Raw genomic sequence first — 15456 nt, 5'->3', positions numbered from 1 at the left:
CTATATATGCTGACAAGCCGTGAAACGGTGACTATTTCATGACTTTAAGAATTTTAATCACATTCGAGCAGGAATAACCGAGTCGGATGACAAAAAGCACCCCTGACGGCAAACAAGAGCCGCAAAGTTTAGTAAAGCGTGACGATGGCGTGAGCGGTCTCGAAGCGCTTATTGCGCGTGCGCATGAAGACGCCACCAGCGGCCCTTCCAAGAAAGAGCGAGGAATTGCACCGGTTGAGCGCTGGAATCCCGATTTCTGTGGCGATCTTGATATGGAAATCCGCGCCGATGGAACGTGGTTCTATATGGGAACGCCGATTGGACGCCCACAATTAGTGCGGTTGTTTTCAACTGTGTTGCGCAAGGATGAAGACGGCAAAACCTATCTCGTAACGCCGGTGGAAAAGGTTGGAATTCGCGTCGAAGACGCGCATTTTATTGCGGTGGAAATGCAGGTTTCGGGTGAGGCTCAATCGCAGACACTTACGCTACGCACCAATGTCGGAGATGTGATTGAGGTCAGTGAGGAGAACCCGTTACGCTTTGTCATTGAAAAGACGAGCGGCGGATTGAAGCCTTATATGCTGGTGCGTGGACGGCTCGAAGCCTTGCTGACCCGCGCTGTTATGTATGATCTTGTGGCGCTTGGTGAAGAGATCGAAGTCGATGGTGTGACGATGTTTGCCGTGCGCTCAAAGGGACATGTTTTTCCGATCATGCCGGTTGATGCGCTGGAGGCGGCATTGCAATGAATGATCGTGCATCGCATCTTTTTCCGGCTTTTTCCGCCGGTGGTTTTACGGAGCGTGTGCGCAACTGGCAGCCTGATCACGACGATCTGACCGGCGATCATTCGCTTAATCCCGAATTCACGCAGGCCATGGTGACATCGAAATTGCGCGATGCCGCCGTGCTGGTGCCGGTGGTAGATCGCGGACCAGAGGCCACATTGCTTTTGACACGGCGCACCGAAACATTGCGTAAGCATTCGGGCCAGATCGCTTTTCCGGGTGGGGCAATCGACCCGGAGGATGGGACCGCTGAAAAAGCAGCACTGCGCGAGGCCAATGAGGAAATCGGGCTTGTGTCCGAACGCGCGAACATTATCGGGCATATGCCGCGCTATCTCACAGGCAGCGGCTTTTCAATCACGCCAGTTTTGGCGGTGGTCAATACGCCTTTTGATGTGTATCCGAACCCGGACGAGGTTGCGGATATTTTCGAGGTGCCACTTTCATTCCTGATGAACCCGGCCAATCACCGGCGCGAAAGCCGGCTGTTCAATGGTCAGGAACGCTTTTATTACGCAATGCCATATCATGAGCGATTCATCTGGGGCGTGACCGCAGGCATAATTCGCGGACTTTATGAAAGGCTCTACGCTTGAGCGACACAGTAAATATTTCAGATCGAGCCAAATGGCTGCATACGAAGTCAATGAAGGCGCTTTTTGCAGCGCTTAATCGTGATGGCGGCGAAGTGCGTGTTGTGGGCGGAGCTGTGCGCAACACTTTACTTGGCACAGACGTTAGTGATGTCGATCTGGCCACCACGCATCTGCCGGAAGATACGGTGCGGCTGGCAAAGGAAGCAGGCTTCAAGCCGGTGCCGACCGGTATTGAGCATGGCACCGTAACCGTCGTCGTGCAGGGCCAGCCCTTCGAAGTGACGACTTTGCGCAAGGATGTTGAAACCGACGGCCGTCACGCGAAAGTTGCGTTCGGCACAGATTGGGAAGCAGACGCCGAGCGGCGCGATTTTACGATCAATGCGCTTTATGCAACGGTTGATGGCGATGTGATCGATTATGTCGGTGGTCTTGCCGATATTCAAACAAAAACCTTGCGTTTCATTGGTGATGCAGAAGCCCGTATTCGTGAAGACTATCTGCGCATTTTGCGGTTCTTTCGCTTCTTTGCCTGGTACGGTTCAGGGCGTCCTGAAGCCGACGGTTTGCGCGCCAGTGCGCGTCTGAAAGATGGACTTGATCAATTATCCGCCGAGCGCGTCTGGTCTGAACTCAAGAAATTGCTTTCCGCGCCCGATCCTTCGCGTGCGCTTTTGTGGATGCGGCAGTCGGGCGTTCTAACCGCTATTCTACCTGAAAGCGAGAAATGGGGGATTGATGCCATTCATGGGCTTATGCGCACGGAGGCCGATCTTGGCTGGCCGGTTGATGCGCTTTTGCGCCTTGAAAGCATGGTTCCACCAGATAAAGAGCGAATTGTTGAGTTGGGCAAGCGACTGAAAATGTCCAATGCCGAACGCGCGCGTCTGGAAGCTTGGGCACGCGCTGATCTTGTTGCGCCGGAACTGTCCGAGCAGACACTGAAAAAGCTCGTTTATAGCGGCAGCAAGCAAGCCATCATGGATCGCATCAGATTGAGCTACGCGTCAGCACGCAATGAAGCGGCGGAAAGTGACACGGCGATGATCAGAGCCGGAGGTTTCGCGCGTTTGCTCGATGCGCTGCAAAGCTATGATGCACCGACCTTTCCGGTTACGGGAAGTGATTTGCTTAACCTTGGCATAAAAAAGGGACCTGTGCTCGGCGAAAAGCTGAGGGGGCTGGAAACTCTCTGGATAGAGTCAGGTTTTAGTCTTGACCGCGAAGCGCTTCTGGACAAACTTGAGCGTAGTTTTTGAAAGAACAACGAATGTCAAATATTGATAAATCGACACCACACAATATAGGTTCTGATCCCAAGCAGAATTTTGGCACCGATGGTATTGCGCCGATGGAGCGCCCGGGTGCTGTCACGCGCTTTTTTATGGGCATTGTTGCCTGGGCGGAACGGCTCAATCTCAAATATGCAAAGCTCGGCAATCCACCCGTTTATGACAATACAACTTTTCCGTGGGTAGCAGAAATCGAGAAGGCATATCCGGCTATTCGTGCCGAACTTGAAAAGGTTCTGTTGCGGCAGAGCGAATTGCCATCGTTTCAGGATATCTCGTCGGACGTTAAGACGATCTCGACCGACAACCACTGGAAGACGTTCTTCCTGTTGGGCTTCGGTGTGAAGTCTGAGCAGAATGTCAAAGCATGTCCGAATACATGGAATGCTGTGCAGCATATTCCGGGTCTGACGACTGCGATGTTCTCGATCTTCGAGCCGGGCAAACACCTGCCGCCGCATCGTGGACCTTATAATGGTGTGCTGCGTCTGCATATGGGCATGATCGTGCCGGAACCTGCCAACAAGCTTGCAATCCGCGTCGATAAGCAGATCTGCCATTGGCAGGAAGGCAAGGTTCTGATTTTCGACGATGCCTATGAGCATGAGGCATGGAACCATACCGATCATACGCGTGTGGTGCTGTTTGTGGATTTCGTAAAGCCGCTGAAATTCCCGGCCCGTTTCGTCAACTGGGCGCTGATGAATCTGGCGATCTTCACCCCCTTCATCAAGGAAGGGCTGGATAATCACAATGAGTGGGAAAAGAAGTTTTATGCGCAGGCGGAAAAGCTTCGCAACCAGCCAAAAGCATAAATAAAAAAGGCCGGATAATCCGGCCTTTTTTATTGGAGTATTATGGCCACTTCACCACTGGCGGCATGGATGACAGAATGGAATTCACATTGCCGCCGGTCTTAAGACCAAAGATCGTGCCGCGATCATAAAGCAGGTTGAATTCGACATAGCGTCCGCGACGGATAAGCTGTTCTTCGCGGTCTTCCGGTGTCCAGTCCTTGTTGAAGTTCTGGCGTACCAGATGCGGATAGACGACCGAGAAGCCACGGCCCACATCGCGGGTGAAAGCAAAGTCCTTTTCCCAGCCGCCCTGTTCTTCGGATGAATGCAGCCAGTCATAGAAAATGCCGCCAATGCCACGTGCTTCATCGCGATGGGGCAGATAAAAATATTCGTCGCACCATTCTTTGAGACGCTGATAATCGACAATGTCATTGTGCTTTTGGCAGATGAAGCGGAATGCCTTATGGAAGGCAAGCGTATCCGGGTCTTCCTGTGTGCGGCGGCGATCAAGCACAGGTGTTAGATCAGCACCGCCACCGAACCATTGCCGTGAGGTCACGACCATGCGCGTATTCATGTGTACAGCAGGCACATTCGGATTCTGCGGATGCGCGATCAGCGAAATGCCGCTGGCCCAATAACGCGGGTCTTCTTCGGCACCGGGTATCTGCTTGCGGAATTCAGGAGAGAATTCGCCATGAACGGTTGAGACATGCACGCCGACTTTTTCAAAGACGCGGCCATGCATGATGGACATCACGCCGCCACCACCATTGCCTTCGTCTTTCTGCCACGGCGTGCGAACAAAGCGGCCCGGTTCCTGATCGGAGAGTTGCCCCTGCAAGTCGTCTTCGAGCTGCTCGAAGCTCGCGCAGATACGGTCGCGTAATTCCTCGAACCAGTTTTGCGCGGCGCGTTTTTTCTCTTCGATATCTTGCGGGATGATTGCCGGAATTTCGTCGCGCTGCATTTTGTACCCTCTCACGCAATGTATCTTACAAATCTATAGTCATGACTTAGCAAAGTCTTGCGGTGGCGCAAAGAGTGAAGGCTGAGAGGTATGCGCGTGTAAATTGCTCTCCCCAAGAAAAGACTCGTCATAAACGCGTTGCTTGCCTATCTTAATCCTCCAAGGGATTGAAAGTTCCCTGTTCCGGGAGGCAACTGCATGACCGCATCACCGCCCAAACCACCGCTTGAAGGCTTGCGAAAGCAGCTGGAAAAAGGCCGTGCGAACAAAAGCCGGCTCCCGCGAGATGGCTTTATCCGCGAGACTTTTGCCCTGCCTAGACAGGCCGCACGCGACAAAGCACGCGAATGGTTCGAGAGTTTTCCCAAGGCTGCCTACTGGACAGAAATCGAAAGCTGGTGCGAGCGACCCGATGATGTGATCGAATTCACAATGCGACGCTTGCCGACTTCTGATTAAAGCTCGGCTATAATCAGAGATTCTTTTTGCGCGCATCTTATCCGAAAACCGGTTTCCACTTTTTGGGGTGCGTTTCTGATCTGATTAAAGTTCGGCTTCGGGAACTGATTCCGGTTGGCCGTATAAGTCGTTGAAATAAGATTCAGATTAGACATTTAAAAAAGCACTCTTCGGATTTTCCAAAGAGTGCTTGGATTTCTGAGTCGTTATAGCATTACCGAACTATTTGGCTTCCGTCTGGGGTGCCTGTTCCCAAGACTTCCAATCCTTGATGATGCTGTTGGCATAGATCTTACCAACGCGGTAAGCATTGGTTGTTGCAAGCGGGAAACCACCTGACTTTGCGGCCAGTGATTCAGAAGCTGTCTGGTCTTTGCCCTGACGATCGAAGTTAGACGATGTGCGCAGCAGCGCGATGCGGTTAAAGTCGAGCTTGCCTGCATCGGCTGCACGCTTGAGCGCGGTCAGCGTTGCATTGTCTTCCATCTGTGATGTGCAATAGTCGGCTTTTCCATCGGTCAGGAGCTTCGACCACTGTTCCATGGCTTCACCGAGTTTGGTTCCATGCCAGTAAGTGTCGGCGGATGCGGTGTCACAGATCGTCACTTTAGGCGCGCTGGTTGCAGCTTCTTCTGTATAATGTTTGCGATATTCCTTCGCATCATCGCTGTCGAGAAGTTCGACGCCTTTGGTGGTCGCAAGCGCATAGTCGGCGAGCTTGCCATTGAGTTCAAACACTTCTGTACCAGCCGCCCATTTTGGCTTTTCGCCGGGCTTTGCTGCACCCAGACCGAAGAAATCGGTTGGCCAGCCTTCAGGCGCTTCACGAATATCGATACGGTGGTTGAGGGTTCCATCGATGGCATATTTCGCCCAATGGGCCGAACCGAGCGTGCCGTGCTTGGGATCAACCCCTGCAATACCGGCGATGAGGAAATAGGTGTTTTTAAGGTCGAGCTTGTCGCTTAATGCCATTGCTGAAACAGCCGTTGCCGCATTCGCAAAGCCCATGGCGGTCGTCATGTGGCAGAGGCCTTCCGCCGTGCAATCGATCTCTGGATATTCGGAACTCAAACCCGGCAGCTTCAGCTTCTGCGTGAATTTTTCACCTTCAAGCCATGGCTTGGCTTCTTCACCAAACATGGTGATGACCATAACCTTTGGGGTAACGGTTTCAGGCGTTTGCGCAAAGGCTGGTGCGCCGATGACAGTCGTGAGAAGTGAGGTCGAAAGAATAACGGTACGGAATGACGGTTTCATGAAAACAGGAACCTTTCTGGGTGTATAAAATTTACTTCGGGAAATGATTCCGCCTCACGGTCTATGTGCCTGAACCAGAATCGATTTCGAGATTTCGCTGGCGAAGAGCTTCGCCTGCTGTAAGCGCCACGGAAACGGCAAGATTGAGGGATCGCGCGCCCGGCACCATTGGGATGATCAGCCGCGCGTCGGCCACATCTTGAATACTATCCGGCACACCCGCAGACTCACGTCCAAAAAGCAGGATATCATTTTCTTGAAATTGATATTGCGTATAGGACGCCGCAGCTTTCGTCGAAAACAGCACAAGGCGCTTGCCCGCTCGCTTGCGCCATTCGTTAAAATGCTGCCAATCGGCATGACGGGTGAGGGCGGCTTGTTCGAGATAATCCATGCCGGCGCGTTTAAGCGAGCGGTCGGAAACATCAAAACCCGCAGGCTCAATGAGATCGACCGCAAAGCCAAGGCAGGCGGCCATGCGCAAAATCGTTCCCGTGTTACCGGGAATGTCAGGCTGGTAAAGGGCGATACGCAGTTCCATATGAAGGCGGTAACGTACAAAATCAGTCGCTGCAAGCCTTGAGATTGATCGCTCCCATCGCGTCAACACATCAATAGACGTGAATTGAGCGGTGAGTGCATTCATCACGAAAATATTCTCTTTTTGTTCCTGTTGTATCTTGGAAATTGGGTAAGGGCTTTGTAAAAGGATCGCCATGTTTACATGGTTTGAAAAACGACTCGAAGCTTATCCCGAAGAACCGCCGCGCGAACCGCCCCGCGGGCTGGTTGCCTTTTGCCTTTATTATTCGCGTGGTGCATGGCCATGGATTATTGGCATGGCGATTTTCACGACGCTGATTGCTATTATCGAAGTGTCGCTCTTTGCCTTCATGGGCAATATTGTCGACTGGCTTTCGCACCAGTCGCGTGAGACATTTTTGAGCAATGAAGGCTGGCGGCTTTCATTGATTGCAGGTGTCGTGCTGGTCATTTTGCCGGGTGTGGTACTGATCCATTCGCTGCTCATTCACCAGACATTGCTCGGCAATTATCCGATGCGAATTCGCTGGTTGATGCATCGCTATCTGATCCGTCAATCCATGTCGTTCTTTCAGGATGAGTTCGCCGGACGTATCTCGACTAAGCTGATGCAGACTTCGCTTGCCGTGCGCGAAACGGTAATGAAGCTGCTCGACGTATTGAATTATGTCATCGTCTATTTCGCAGGTACGCTGTTCATTGCGGCCTCTGCAGATATTGTTCTGATGATTCCGTTTGCCGTATGGCTTCTCGTTTATATGGTTCTGCTGCGCTTCTTCATTCCACGATTGCGGGTGATTTCCGAACAGCAGGCCGATGCGCGCTCATCCATGACCGGGCGTATTGTTGATAGCTATACCAATATCGCGACCGTCAAATTGTTCTCGCATTCAAGCCGCGAAGAATCTTACGTGAAAGAAAGCTTAGATGGGTTCCTTGGTACTGTGCATCGGCAGATGCGCATGATCACCATGTTCCATTTCACGCTTTATCTTGCGAATTGCATTCTGCTGTTTGCGGTGGGTTTGATCGGCATTAATCTCTGGATGAATGAAGCCATTTCAGTCGGTGCTGTTGCGGTGGGAATCGGTCTTGTGCTGCGTCTCAATGGTATGTCGCAATGGATCATGTGGGAAATGTCGGCGCTGTTCGAAAATATAGGCACCGTCGAAGACGGAATCACCACGATTTCGCGTGCGCATGAAGTGGTCGACGTTCCGAACGCACCTGTACTTCATGTCAGCAAGGGTGCGCTGGATTTTGATAAAATCGGCTTCCATTACGGCAAGGGTAAAGGCATCATTGAAGCCCTGTCGCTGGATATTCAGGCTGGACAGAAGATTGGTCTCGTTGGGCGTTCTGGTGCCGGTAAATCTACGCTGGTCAATCTGTTGCTGCGTTTCTACGATCTTGAGAAGGGGCGCATCCTCATTGACGGGCAGGATATTTCTCAGGTTAAGCAGGATTCGCTGCGTGCCAGCATCGGCATGGTGACACAGGATACCTCGCTGCTGCATCGCTCGGTGCGCGAAAACATCATGTATGGTCGTCCTGATGCTACGGATGAAATGGTCGAACGCGCTATTCGTCTGGCACAGGCTGATCAATTCATTCCGTTGCTGACAGATGCCAAAGGGCGGCGCGGTCTTGATGCGCATGTTGGCGAACGGGGTGTGAAGCTCTCCGGTGGTCAGCGTCAGCGTATCGCGATTGCGCGTGTGATGCTCAAAGATGCGCCGATCCTCATTCTGGACGAGGCAACGTCTGCGCTTGATTCAGAAGTTGAAGCAGCCATTCAGGACAGTCTCAACACGCTGATGGAAGGCAAGACTGTCATTGCAATTGCGCATCGCCTTTCGACCATTGCAGCGCTTGATCGTCTGGTGGTGATGGATAAGGGCCAGATTGTCGAAGATGGCACGCATGAGGAACTTGTAGCGCTTGGCGGCATTTATGCCGGACTATGGGCGCGCCAGTCGGGTGGGTTCCTTGGTTTTGAAGATCAGAGCGAAGCGGAACTGACACAGTAAGGAATACGCAATTGATGAAAGCGGTTTATAGCCTGTTCGAGCGCTGGGTTGATCCCTTCCGCGAACCGGACAAGCTTAGACCGCCTTCTACAACGCTGGCGTTTCTCTGGCATTATGCGCGACAGGCCAAATGGCCGCTCGCAACGGCTCTGGCTGTTGGCGGTCTTGCGCCTTTGGTTGAAGCAGGGCTGTTTTATTTTACCGGCAGGCTGGTCGATATTCTTGATCAGGCAGGACGAGCGGGTGCCGAGCGAAGCTGGTCAGAACTGTTTCAGGCCGCTGGCCCGGAACTGCTGTTCATGGCGGTTACGGTTCTGGTAATTCGTTTTATTGTTACAGCGCTGACGACGATGCTCGAAGGCCAGACGCTTTCGCCAGGTTTCTATAATATGATCCGCTGGCAGGCGAACTCCTATGTTCAGCGTCAGTCTTATGCGTTTTTTCAGAATGATTTTGCCGGGCGGATTGCCACCAAAGTCTGGCAAGCCGGACAAGCGGCAGGAGATCTGATCGAAAGCCTTATTCAGGTCGTCTGGTTCATGGCGATCTACAGTATCACGACGCTGGTTCTCGTCGGACAGCTCGACTGGCGGTTAGCGGCTGCGGTCATTGTCTGGATTGTGGCTTTTGGATTAATCGCAAGACATTATCTGCCCCGCATCCGCAAGAATGCAGAGGCATCAGCTGAAGCAGGCTCGATGATCAACGGACGCATCGTTGATAGTTATTCCAATATACAGACAATCAAGCTTAATACCGTTGATGATGACGAGCGCTACATGCGCGAGGGCTTCACCCGTTATCTCGCGGCAGTCTTTCCATTTATGCGCTCATTGACAGGCGTGCGGCTTGCCATGACAGCCCTTTCGGGCGTGATGATTGTGGTGATTGCGGGCATCACTATCGATTTGTGGACGAAAGATGCGATCACCGTCGGGCAGGTGTCTTTCACGCTGGGTTTGATCCTGCGTCTTAATATGCTGCTTGGCCGCTTGATGATGCAGCTGAACGGCATGCTACGGCAGCTTGGCCTGATCGAAAACTCGATGAAGCTTTTGTCGGCGCCGCTTGGTCTGGAAGATAAGCGTGACGCAAAGCCATTGCTGATTACCGATGCACGGATCGATATTCAGAATGTCACTTTCCATTATGGCAAAGCTGCCGGTGTTCTCGATAAGATCAATTTTTCCATCAAGGGTGGCGAGCGCATCGGGCTGGTGGGTCACTCTGGTGCTGGTAAGTCCACGCTCGTCAATCTGATCCTGCGGCTCTACGATGTTGAAAAAGGTGCCATTCTTGTTGATGGTCAGGATGTGCGCGATGTGACGCAAGCCTCGCTGCGACGTGCATTTGCGGTTGTCAGTCAGGAGACGGCGCTTTTGCACCGTTCGCTGCGTGATAACATCATGCTGGCGCGCGACGATGCGACGGATGAAGATCTTACGGAGGCCGCACGACAGGCAGAAGCGGACGAATTCATTGCAAGGCTTGAAGACTTCAACGGTCGCAAATCCTTTGATGCTTTCGTGGGCGAGCGAGGTGTGAAGCTCTCGGGTGGTCAGCGTCAGCGCATTGCAATTGCACGCGCCATTTTGAAAAACGCGCCGATCCTTATTCTGGATGAGGCAACATCCGCGCTCGACTCAGAGGTTGAAGCTTCGATCCAAGAAAATCTTCGTCAGCTCATGGAAGGCAAGACGGTGATTGCCATTGCGCATCGTCTTTCGACCATTGCAGCCCTTGATCGTCTCATTGTCATGGATAAAGGGCGGATTGCTGAAGAAGGTACCCATGAGGAACTCATTGCGCGAGGCGGTATTTATGCCGGTCTCTGGGCGCGTCAGTCGGGCGGTTTTCTGGGTGTAAACGACTGATCTGGCATATTTATAGATGATGGGCATCGGGCCGCCAGAGAACTGTTTCTGGCGGCTTTTCTTTTTGGGGGAGTTTGAAAACCAGCCGACAAAGTAGCCTGCGACATGGTGCCGTCCTATAGGGTTGGCGTCTGGACAAGCCTTTTCAACCTGCCTACACCTGAATGTTGAGATGGAGGGAATTTCGTTCTGCAAGCAATTGTAGAACCGCTTTTTGCGTGAGCGCAAAAGGCTGAACTGCTTTTGCGTAATTGCAAAGGGACGAGGGGAGTTATCAATTGAATATCCAGGTTAAAAAGGAATTGGCACGTGAGCGCACACGACACGGCTGAGCCGACACGACGTGATTTTTTGTATATTGCGACGGGAATGGCCGGTGTCGTCGGCGTCGGCGGACTGGCATGGCCGTTTATCGACCAGATGCGCCCCGACGCCTCGACGCTTGCTGCTGCGTCCATTGAAGTCGATGTGTCTTCCCTTGAGGAAGGTGCATCGATGACCATCAAATGGCGCGGCAAGCCAGTTTTTATTCGCAATCGTACCGCAAAAGAAGTTGAGGGTGCCAAGGTCACAGCGTTGAGTGACCTGAAAGACATTGCTGCACGCAATGCCAACCTTCCTTTGGATGCTGAAGCAACCGATGTGGCCCGTTCGGCGGGCGAGGGTAAAGAAAACTGGATCGTCATGATCGGTGTTTGTACCCACCTTGGTTGTGTACCGCTCGGTGAAGCAGGGTCTTTCGGTGGCTGGTTCTGCCCGTGCCACGGTTCGACTTATGACACCGCCGGTCGTATTCGCAGCGGTCCAGCGCCGGAAAACATGCATATTCCAGAATATGCTTTCACTTCCGATACGGTCATCAGGGTCGGCTAAAACAGATCTTGGGGAGATAAAATATGAGTGGTCATCACTCCACATATACGCCTTCGACCGGGATTGGGAAGTGGGTCGACGAACGACTTCCTTTGCCACGCCTTGTCTATGATTCCTTTGTTGCCTATCCGACGCCGCGTAACCTGAACTATATGTACACGTTTGGCGGCATTTTGAGCTTCATGCTCATTGCCCAGATTCTGACCGGCATCGTACTGGCCATGCATTATGCAGCCGATACGGGCCTTGCATTCAACTCGGTTGAAAAGATCATGCGCGATGTCAACTCCGGTTGGCTGCTGCGCTATATGCACGCCAATGGTGCATCGTTCTTCTTTATCGCGGTTTATCTGCATATTGCGCGTGGTCTTTATTACGGTTCCTACAAGGCACCGCGCGAGTTGCTCTGGATTTTGGGCGTTGTGATCTTCCTTCTGATGATGGCAACTGCTTTCATGGGCTATGTGCTTCCATGGGGACAGATGTCTTTCTGGGGCGCAACCGTTATTACTGGCTTCTTCACTGCGTTTCCGGTGATAGGCGAGCCGATCCAGCAATTGCTACTCGGTGGTTTTGCTGTCGATAATCCAACACTCAACCGCTTCTTCTCGCTGCATTATCTGCTGCCGTTTATGATTGTTGGTGTGGTTATCCTGCACGTCTGGGCGCTGCATGTAACAGGCCAGACCAACCCGACTGGTATTGAAGTCAAGTCGAAGACTGATACGCTGCCGTTCACGCCTTATGCGACCATTAAGGACGCTTTTGGTGCGCTCGTCTTCTTCATCTTCTTCGCTTATTTCGTCTTCTATATGCCGAACTTCCTCGGTCACCCGGATAACTATATTCAGGCTGACTCTCTGAAGACACCGGCGCATATCGTGCCTGAATGGTACTTCCTACCGTTCTACGCGATGCTGCGTGCGATCACCTTCAACATCGGCCCGATCGACTCCAAACTTGGTGGCGTTCTGGTGATGTTTGGCTCGATTGCCATCCTGTTTGTCGTGCCATGGCTCGATACATCGAAAGTTCGTTCGGCTGTTTATCGTCCGTGGTTCAAGCTGTTCTTCTGGCTATTTGTCATCAACGCTATTTTCCTTGGCTGGTTGGGTTCGCGTCCGGCGGAAGGCGTCTACACGATGATGGCGCAGTTTGGCACGCTTTACTACTTCGCATTCTTCATCGTCATCATGCCGGTTCTTGGCTTGATCGAGACACCGAAACGCCTTCCAAATTCGATCACGGAAGCGGTTCTGGAAAAGAACGAAGGCAAGCCTGAGATTACCCCTGTGGGAATCAACGGTTGAAGCAGCGGGAAATTAAGGACGTAAAAATGAAAAACATCCTCAAGAATTTCGCTGCTTTCGGTATTGCTCCGTTGGTGGCTCTTGGAGTGACGATGGGTGGGGCTTTCGCCGCTGGCGGCGAAGGCGAAGCTGAGCATTATCCTATTCATCATCCCAGGGAGGAAAGCTGGAGCTTCTCAGGTCCATTTGGCACCTATGATAAAGGCCAGCTGCAGCGGGGACTGAAAGTTTACAAGGAAGTATGCGCGGCTTGCCATTCGATGAACCTTGTTGCTTTCCGAAATCTGGAAGCGCTTGGTTATTCACCGGAGCAGGTGAAGGCTTTTGCTGCGGAATATGAGGTGACAGATGGTCCGAATGCCGATGGTGAAATGTTCACCCGTAAGGCAGTTCCAACGGATCATTTTCCATCACCATTTCCGAATGCGAATGCCGCTGCAGCTGCCAATAATGGTGCAGCACCGCCCGATTTTTCGCTCATTGCCAAGGCACGAGCGGTTGAGCGTGGCTTTCCGACCTTCGTCACAGACATATTCACACAATATGCCGAAGCAGGTCCGGACTACATTCACTCGCTTCTGACCGGCTATGATGAGCAGCCGCCGGCAGGCGTGGAAGTTGCGGAAGGCACATATTACAATCCGTATTTCATCGCGGGAAAGTCGCTGGCTATGGCTAAGCCGCTTAGTGATGATCAGGTGACCTATGATGATGGTTCGCCGCAGACGGTTGATCAGTATGCGCGTGACGTTTCAGCGTTTCTGATGTGGTCTGCTGAACCGCATCTGGAAGAGCGCAAAAAGATTGGCTTCCGGGTTATTATTTTCCTCGTCCTGTTTGCTGGCCTTGTTTACATTGCCAAGCGGTCTGTCTGGTCGAATGTGAAGCACTGATCTTTGTCAATCCAATTTAATAAAAAGGGCGCCGAGAGGCGCCCTTTTTATTGGGTTGCATCACAAGCCGTTCATAAACGCGCAAACATGCTTGGCGTGATGTCCATATCGTGGTTGAAGAGAGTTTAATATAATTGATAAGCCGCTGCTGCCTACATTAGATAGCGTTATGGCTTTTCCTCTGAAAGGACTGAACATGGAATCCGGCCTTAAAGCCACGTTGAAAGACGCGATCAGAACGATTCCCGATTATCCGAAGCCGGGTGTTCAGTTCCGCGATGTTACGACGCTGATGGGTGATGCGCGGGCTTTCCGCCGGGCAGTCGATGAACTGGTTTATCCATATGCGGGTAATATGGTTGATAAGGTTGCAGGTATCGAAGCGCGTGGTTTCATCCTTGGAGGTGCTATTGCACATCAGCTTTCGGCTGGTTTTGTGCCGATCCGCAAGAAAGGCAAGCTGCCGCGCGATACCGTGCGCATTGCCTACAGCCTTGAATATGGCATCGATGAAATGGAAATGCACCGCGATGCGATCATTCCGGGTGAGCGTATCATGTTGATTGACGATCTTATTGCGACTGGTGGCACGGCGGAAGCCGCAGCCAAGCTGCTTTTGCAGATGGGTGCGGAGATTGTTGCAGCCTGCTTCATTATCGACCTGCCGGATCTGGGTGGGCGCAAGAAGCTCGAAGCGCTGGGCGTGCCGGTGCGCACGCTCGTCGAATTTGAAGGCGATTGATTATGAGAAAAGCCCCGGAGCGGAAACGCTGCCGGGGCTTTTGCCTTATGCAGGCAGCTTCACCATTGCAGCATTGTCAAACGACAAAACCTTTTCGCCGTGCTGATTATAAGCGCTGCTGCTCATGCTTAACATCGACCAGCCGGGGCGTGAACTAAGCGGCCGCACGGCATGCACGGTGCGCTTATAGGTGATTGTCTCGCCTGCATAGACCGGACGTAGCCATTTGAGGTTCTCAAAGCCGGGTGAGGGGCCAAATGTCGGCGGGACCTCGCCACGCTTCATTGCATTCTTGGTTGCCTCAACGATGGAGGCCACGTTGAGCTTCATAAACACTGCCGTTGTATGCCATCCCGATGCACAGAGGCCACCGAGCACGCTGTTTTTGGCCGCTTCCGCATCCAGATGAAATGGCTGCGGGTCGAACTTTGTTGCGAAGTGAATAATTTCCTCGGCGGTAAATGTATAGCTGCCGATGGATAGTTCTTCGCCGAGATGTTCTTCGATAAAGCTCATGCCGCATCTCCTTCGATCTCAGGGTTGCGAAGGCCGACCATGGCCGTGTGTTGCAATTCGCAAACTACTTCACCACGCTGATTGACGATCTCGTTATAGACAGTGAGAAAGCCCACATGCGGCATGGATTTTGAGCGGCGACGATCAAGCACGGTTGAGAAGCCGCTCAGTGTGTCGCCCGCCAGAACAGGCCGCTTCCAGCGATTGAATTCAATGCCGGGGCTGCCTTGAGATGTCGAATCTTTGAGATATGCGTCCCAGATCATCCGCATGAACAATGACACGGTATGCCAGCCCGAAGCAGCGAGGCCTCCAAGCACACTAGCCTTGCCTGCTTCTTCATCAAGGTGAAAGGGCTGTGGGTCAAATTCGCGAGCGAATTCGATAATCTCTTCTTTGGTAATAGTGCGCGGTCCGAAGGGAAGCTTCAGTCCTTGCTTGAAATCTTCATAAGCGTATTTAGGCGTCTTATCAGTCAATCGGGTCTCCTCCCTAACAGAGCGGCAT

16 protein-coding genes are annotated in these 15456 nt (G+C 52.4%); 11 read left to right on the top strand and 5 right to left on the bottom strand.

What is annotated here, in order from left to right:
- Window positions 1-86: 86 nt before the first annotated feature.
- Genes CEV31_RS02170 through CEV31_RS02155 form a run of 4 tightly spaced genes read left to right on the top strand, consistent with a single transcriptional unit; the run spans window position 87 to window position 3494 of the window.
- Complete coding sequence (locus tag CEV31_RS02170) at window positions 87-752, top strand: DUF1285 domain-containing protein (RefSeq protein ID WP_094505253.1); 666 nt, start codon at window positions 87-89, stop codon at window positions 750-752.
- Window positions 749-1387: a CoA pyrophosphatase gene (locus CEV31_RS02165; RefSeq protein ID WP_094505252.1), complete on the top strand. Its 639-nt coding sequence runs from the start codon at window positions 749-751 to the stop codon at window positions 1385-1387. The genes CEV31_RS02170 and CEV31_RS02165 overlap by 4 nt, the downstream gene beginning before the upstream one ends.
- Window positions 1384-2646, top strand: coding sequence for a CCA tRNA nucleotidyltransferase (locus CEV31_RS02160; RefSeq protein WP_094505251.1), 1263 nt, complete (start codon window positions 1384-1386; stop codon window positions 2644-2646). Before CEV31_RS02165 ends, CEV31_RS02160 begins: the two co-directional genes overlap by 4 nt.
- Before the next feature lie 11 nt (window positions 2647-2657).
- The gene (locus CEV31_RS02155; protein WP_094505250.1) at window positions 2658-3494 is read left to right on the top strand and encodes an aspartyl/asparaginyl beta-hydroxylase domain-containing protein; all 837 of its coding nucleotides are present in this window, start codon (window positions 2658-2660) and stop codon (window positions 3492-3494) included.
- Between the two features lie 40 nt (window positions 3495-3534).
- Here the strand turns inward: CEV31_RS02155 and hemF are convergent, their stop codons facing one another.
- Complete coding sequence (gene hemF, locus CEV31_RS02150) at window positions 3535-4449, bottom strand: oxygen-dependent coproporphyrinogen oxidase (protein ID WP_094505249.1); 915 nt, start codon at window positions 4447-4449, stop codon at window positions 3535-3537.
- Window positions 4450-4647: 198 nt separating this feature from the next.
- On the opposite strand from hemF, the gene CEV31_RS02145 reads away from it, so the two are divergent.
- Complete coding sequence (locus tag CEV31_RS02145) at window positions 4648-4908, top strand: hypothetical protein (RefSeq protein ID WP_094505248.1); 261 nt, start codon at window positions 4648-4650, stop codon at window positions 4906-4908.
- Window positions 4909-5130: 222 nt separating this feature from the next.
- On the opposite strand, the gene CEV31_RS02140 is transcribed toward CEV31_RS02145, so the two are convergent.
- The gene (locus CEV31_RS02140) at window positions 5131-6168 is read right to left on the bottom strand and encodes a purine-nucleoside phosphorylase (protein ID WP_094505247.1); all 1038 of its coding nucleotides are present in this window, start codon (window positions 6166-6168) and stop codon (window positions 5131-5133) included.
- 61 nt (window positions 6169-6229) lie between these two features.
- Entirely contained in the window at window positions 6230-6709 is a 480-nt protein-coding gene (locus tag CEV31_RS02135) for a tRNA (cytidine(34)-2'-O)-methyltransferase (RefSeq protein WP_094505298.1), read from the bottom strand.
- A gap of 175 nt (window positions 6710-6884) precedes the next feature.
- On the opposite strand from CEV31_RS02135, the gene CEV31_RS02130 reads away from it, so the two are divergent.
- From CEV31_RS02130 to CEV31_RS02105, 6 genes are all read left to right on the top strand, one after another.
- Entirely contained in the window at window positions 6885-8741 is a 1857-nt protein-coding gene (locus CEV31_RS02130) for an ABC transporter ATP-binding protein (protein ID WP_094505246.1), read from the top strand.
- 14 nt (window positions 8742-8755) lie between these two features.
- Window positions 8756-10615 (top strand): ABC transporter ATP-binding protein, encoded by a 1860-nt coding sequence (locus CEV31_RS02125; protein WP_094505245.1) that lies wholly within the window; start codon window positions 8756-8758, stop codon window positions 10613-10615.
- A 309-nt stretch (window positions 10616-10924) separates the two neighbouring features.
- Window positions 10925-11488: a ubiquinol-cytochrome c reductase iron-sulfur subunit gene (gene petA, locus CEV31_RS02120; protein WP_094505244.1), complete on the top strand. Its 564-nt coding sequence runs from the start codon at window positions 10925-10927 to the stop codon at window positions 11486-11488.
- Between the two features lie 23 nt (window positions 11489-11511).
- Window positions 11512-12798, top strand: a complete 1287-nt coding sequence (locus tag CEV31_RS02115) for a cytochrome b (protein WP_094505243.1) — start codon at window positions 11512-11514, stop codon at window positions 12796-12798.
- A gap of 26 nt (window positions 12799-12824) precedes the next feature.
- Window positions 12825-13691: a cytochrome c1 gene (locus CEV31_RS02110; RefSeq protein WP_094505242.1), complete on the top strand. Its 867-nt coding sequence runs from the start codon at window positions 12825-12827 to the stop codon at window positions 13689-13691.
- Between the two features lie 196 nt (window positions 13692-13887).
- Window positions 13888-14433: an adenine phosphoribosyltransferase gene (locus CEV31_RS02105; RefSeq protein WP_094505297.1), complete on the top strand. Its 546-nt coding sequence runs from the start codon at window positions 13888-13890 to the stop codon at window positions 14431-14433.
- Between the two features lie 45 nt (window positions 14434-14478).
- Here CEV31_RS02105 and CEV31_RS02100 read toward each other — a convergent pair whose 3' ends face one another.
- Complete coding sequence (locus tag CEV31_RS02100; RefSeq protein WP_094505241.1) at window positions 14479-14949, bottom strand: MaoC family dehydratase; 471 nt, start codon at window positions 14947-14949, stop codon at window positions 14479-14481.
- Complete coding sequence (locus CEV31_RS02095) at window positions 14946-15428, bottom strand: MaoC family dehydratase (RefSeq protein WP_094505240.1); 483 nt, start codon at window positions 15426-15428, stop codon at window positions 14946-14948. The genes CEV31_RS02100 and CEV31_RS02095 overlap by 4 nt, the downstream gene beginning before the upstream one ends.
- Window positions 15429-15456 lie beyond the last annotated feature (28 nt).

Origin of the sequence: Brucella thiophenivorans, assembly GCF_002252445.1 — a bacterium.
Taxonomy (GTDB): Bacteria; Pseudomonadota; Alphaproteobacteria; order Rhizobiales; family Rhizobiaceae; genus Brucella; species Brucella thiophenivorans.
The sequence above is the reverse complement of the archived record's forward strand: the minus strand, read 5'-3'. Positions and strand labels throughout refer to the sequence as shown.

Bases quoted from the DNA above. Each gene is read 5' to 3' on its own strand.
- CEV31_RS02170 (WP_094505253.1), top strand. From the start codon at position 87: ATGACAAAAAGCACCCCTGACGGCAAACAAGAGCCGCAAAGTTTAGTA.
- CEV31_RS02165 (WP_094505252.1), top strand. From the start codon at position 749: ATGAATGATCGTGCATCGCATCTTTTTCCGGCTTTTTCCGCCGGTGGT.
- CEV31_RS02155 (WP_094505250.1), top strand. From the start codon at position 2,658: ATGTCAAATATTGATAAATCGACACCACACAATATAGGTTCTGATCCC.
- hemF (WP_094505249.1), bottom strand. From the start codon at position 4,449: ATGCAGCGCGACGAAATTCCGGCAATCATCCCGCAAGATATCGAAGAG.
- CEV31_RS02145 (WP_094505248.1), top strand. From the start codon at position 4,648: ATGACCGCATCACCGCCCAAACCACCGCTTGAAGGCTTGCGAAAGCAG.
- CEV31_RS02140 (WP_094505247.1), bottom strand. From the start codon at position 6,168: ATGAAACCGTCATTCCGTACCGTTATTCTTTCGACCTCACTTCTCACG.
- CEV31_RS02135 (WP_094505298.1), bottom strand. From the start codon at position 6,709: ATGGAACTGCGTATCGCCCTTTACCAGCCTGACATTCCCGGTAACACG.
- CEV31_RS02130 (WP_094505246.1), top strand. From the start codon at position 6,885: ATGTTTACATGGTTTGAAAAACGACTCGAAGCTTATCCCGAAGAACCG.
- CEV31_RS02125 (WP_094505245.1), top strand. From the start codon at position 8,756: ATGAAAGCGGTTTATAGCCTGTTCGAGCGCTGGGTTGATCCCTTCCGC.
- CEV31_RS02115 (WP_094505243.1), top strand. From the start codon at position 11,512: ATGAGTGGTCATCACTCCACATATACGCCTTCGACCGGGATTGGGAAG.
- CEV31_RS02110 (WP_094505242.1), top strand. From the start codon at position 12,825: ATGAAAAACATCCTCAAGAATTTCGCTGCTTTCGGTATTGCTCCGTTG.
- CEV31_RS02105 (WP_094505297.1), top strand. From the start codon at position 13,888: ATGGAATCCGGCCTTAAAGCCACGTTGAAAGACGCGATCAGAACGATT.
- CEV31_RS02100 (WP_094505241.1), bottom strand. From the start codon at position 14,949: ATGAGCTTTATCGAAGAACATCTCGGCGAAGAACTATCCATCGGCAGC.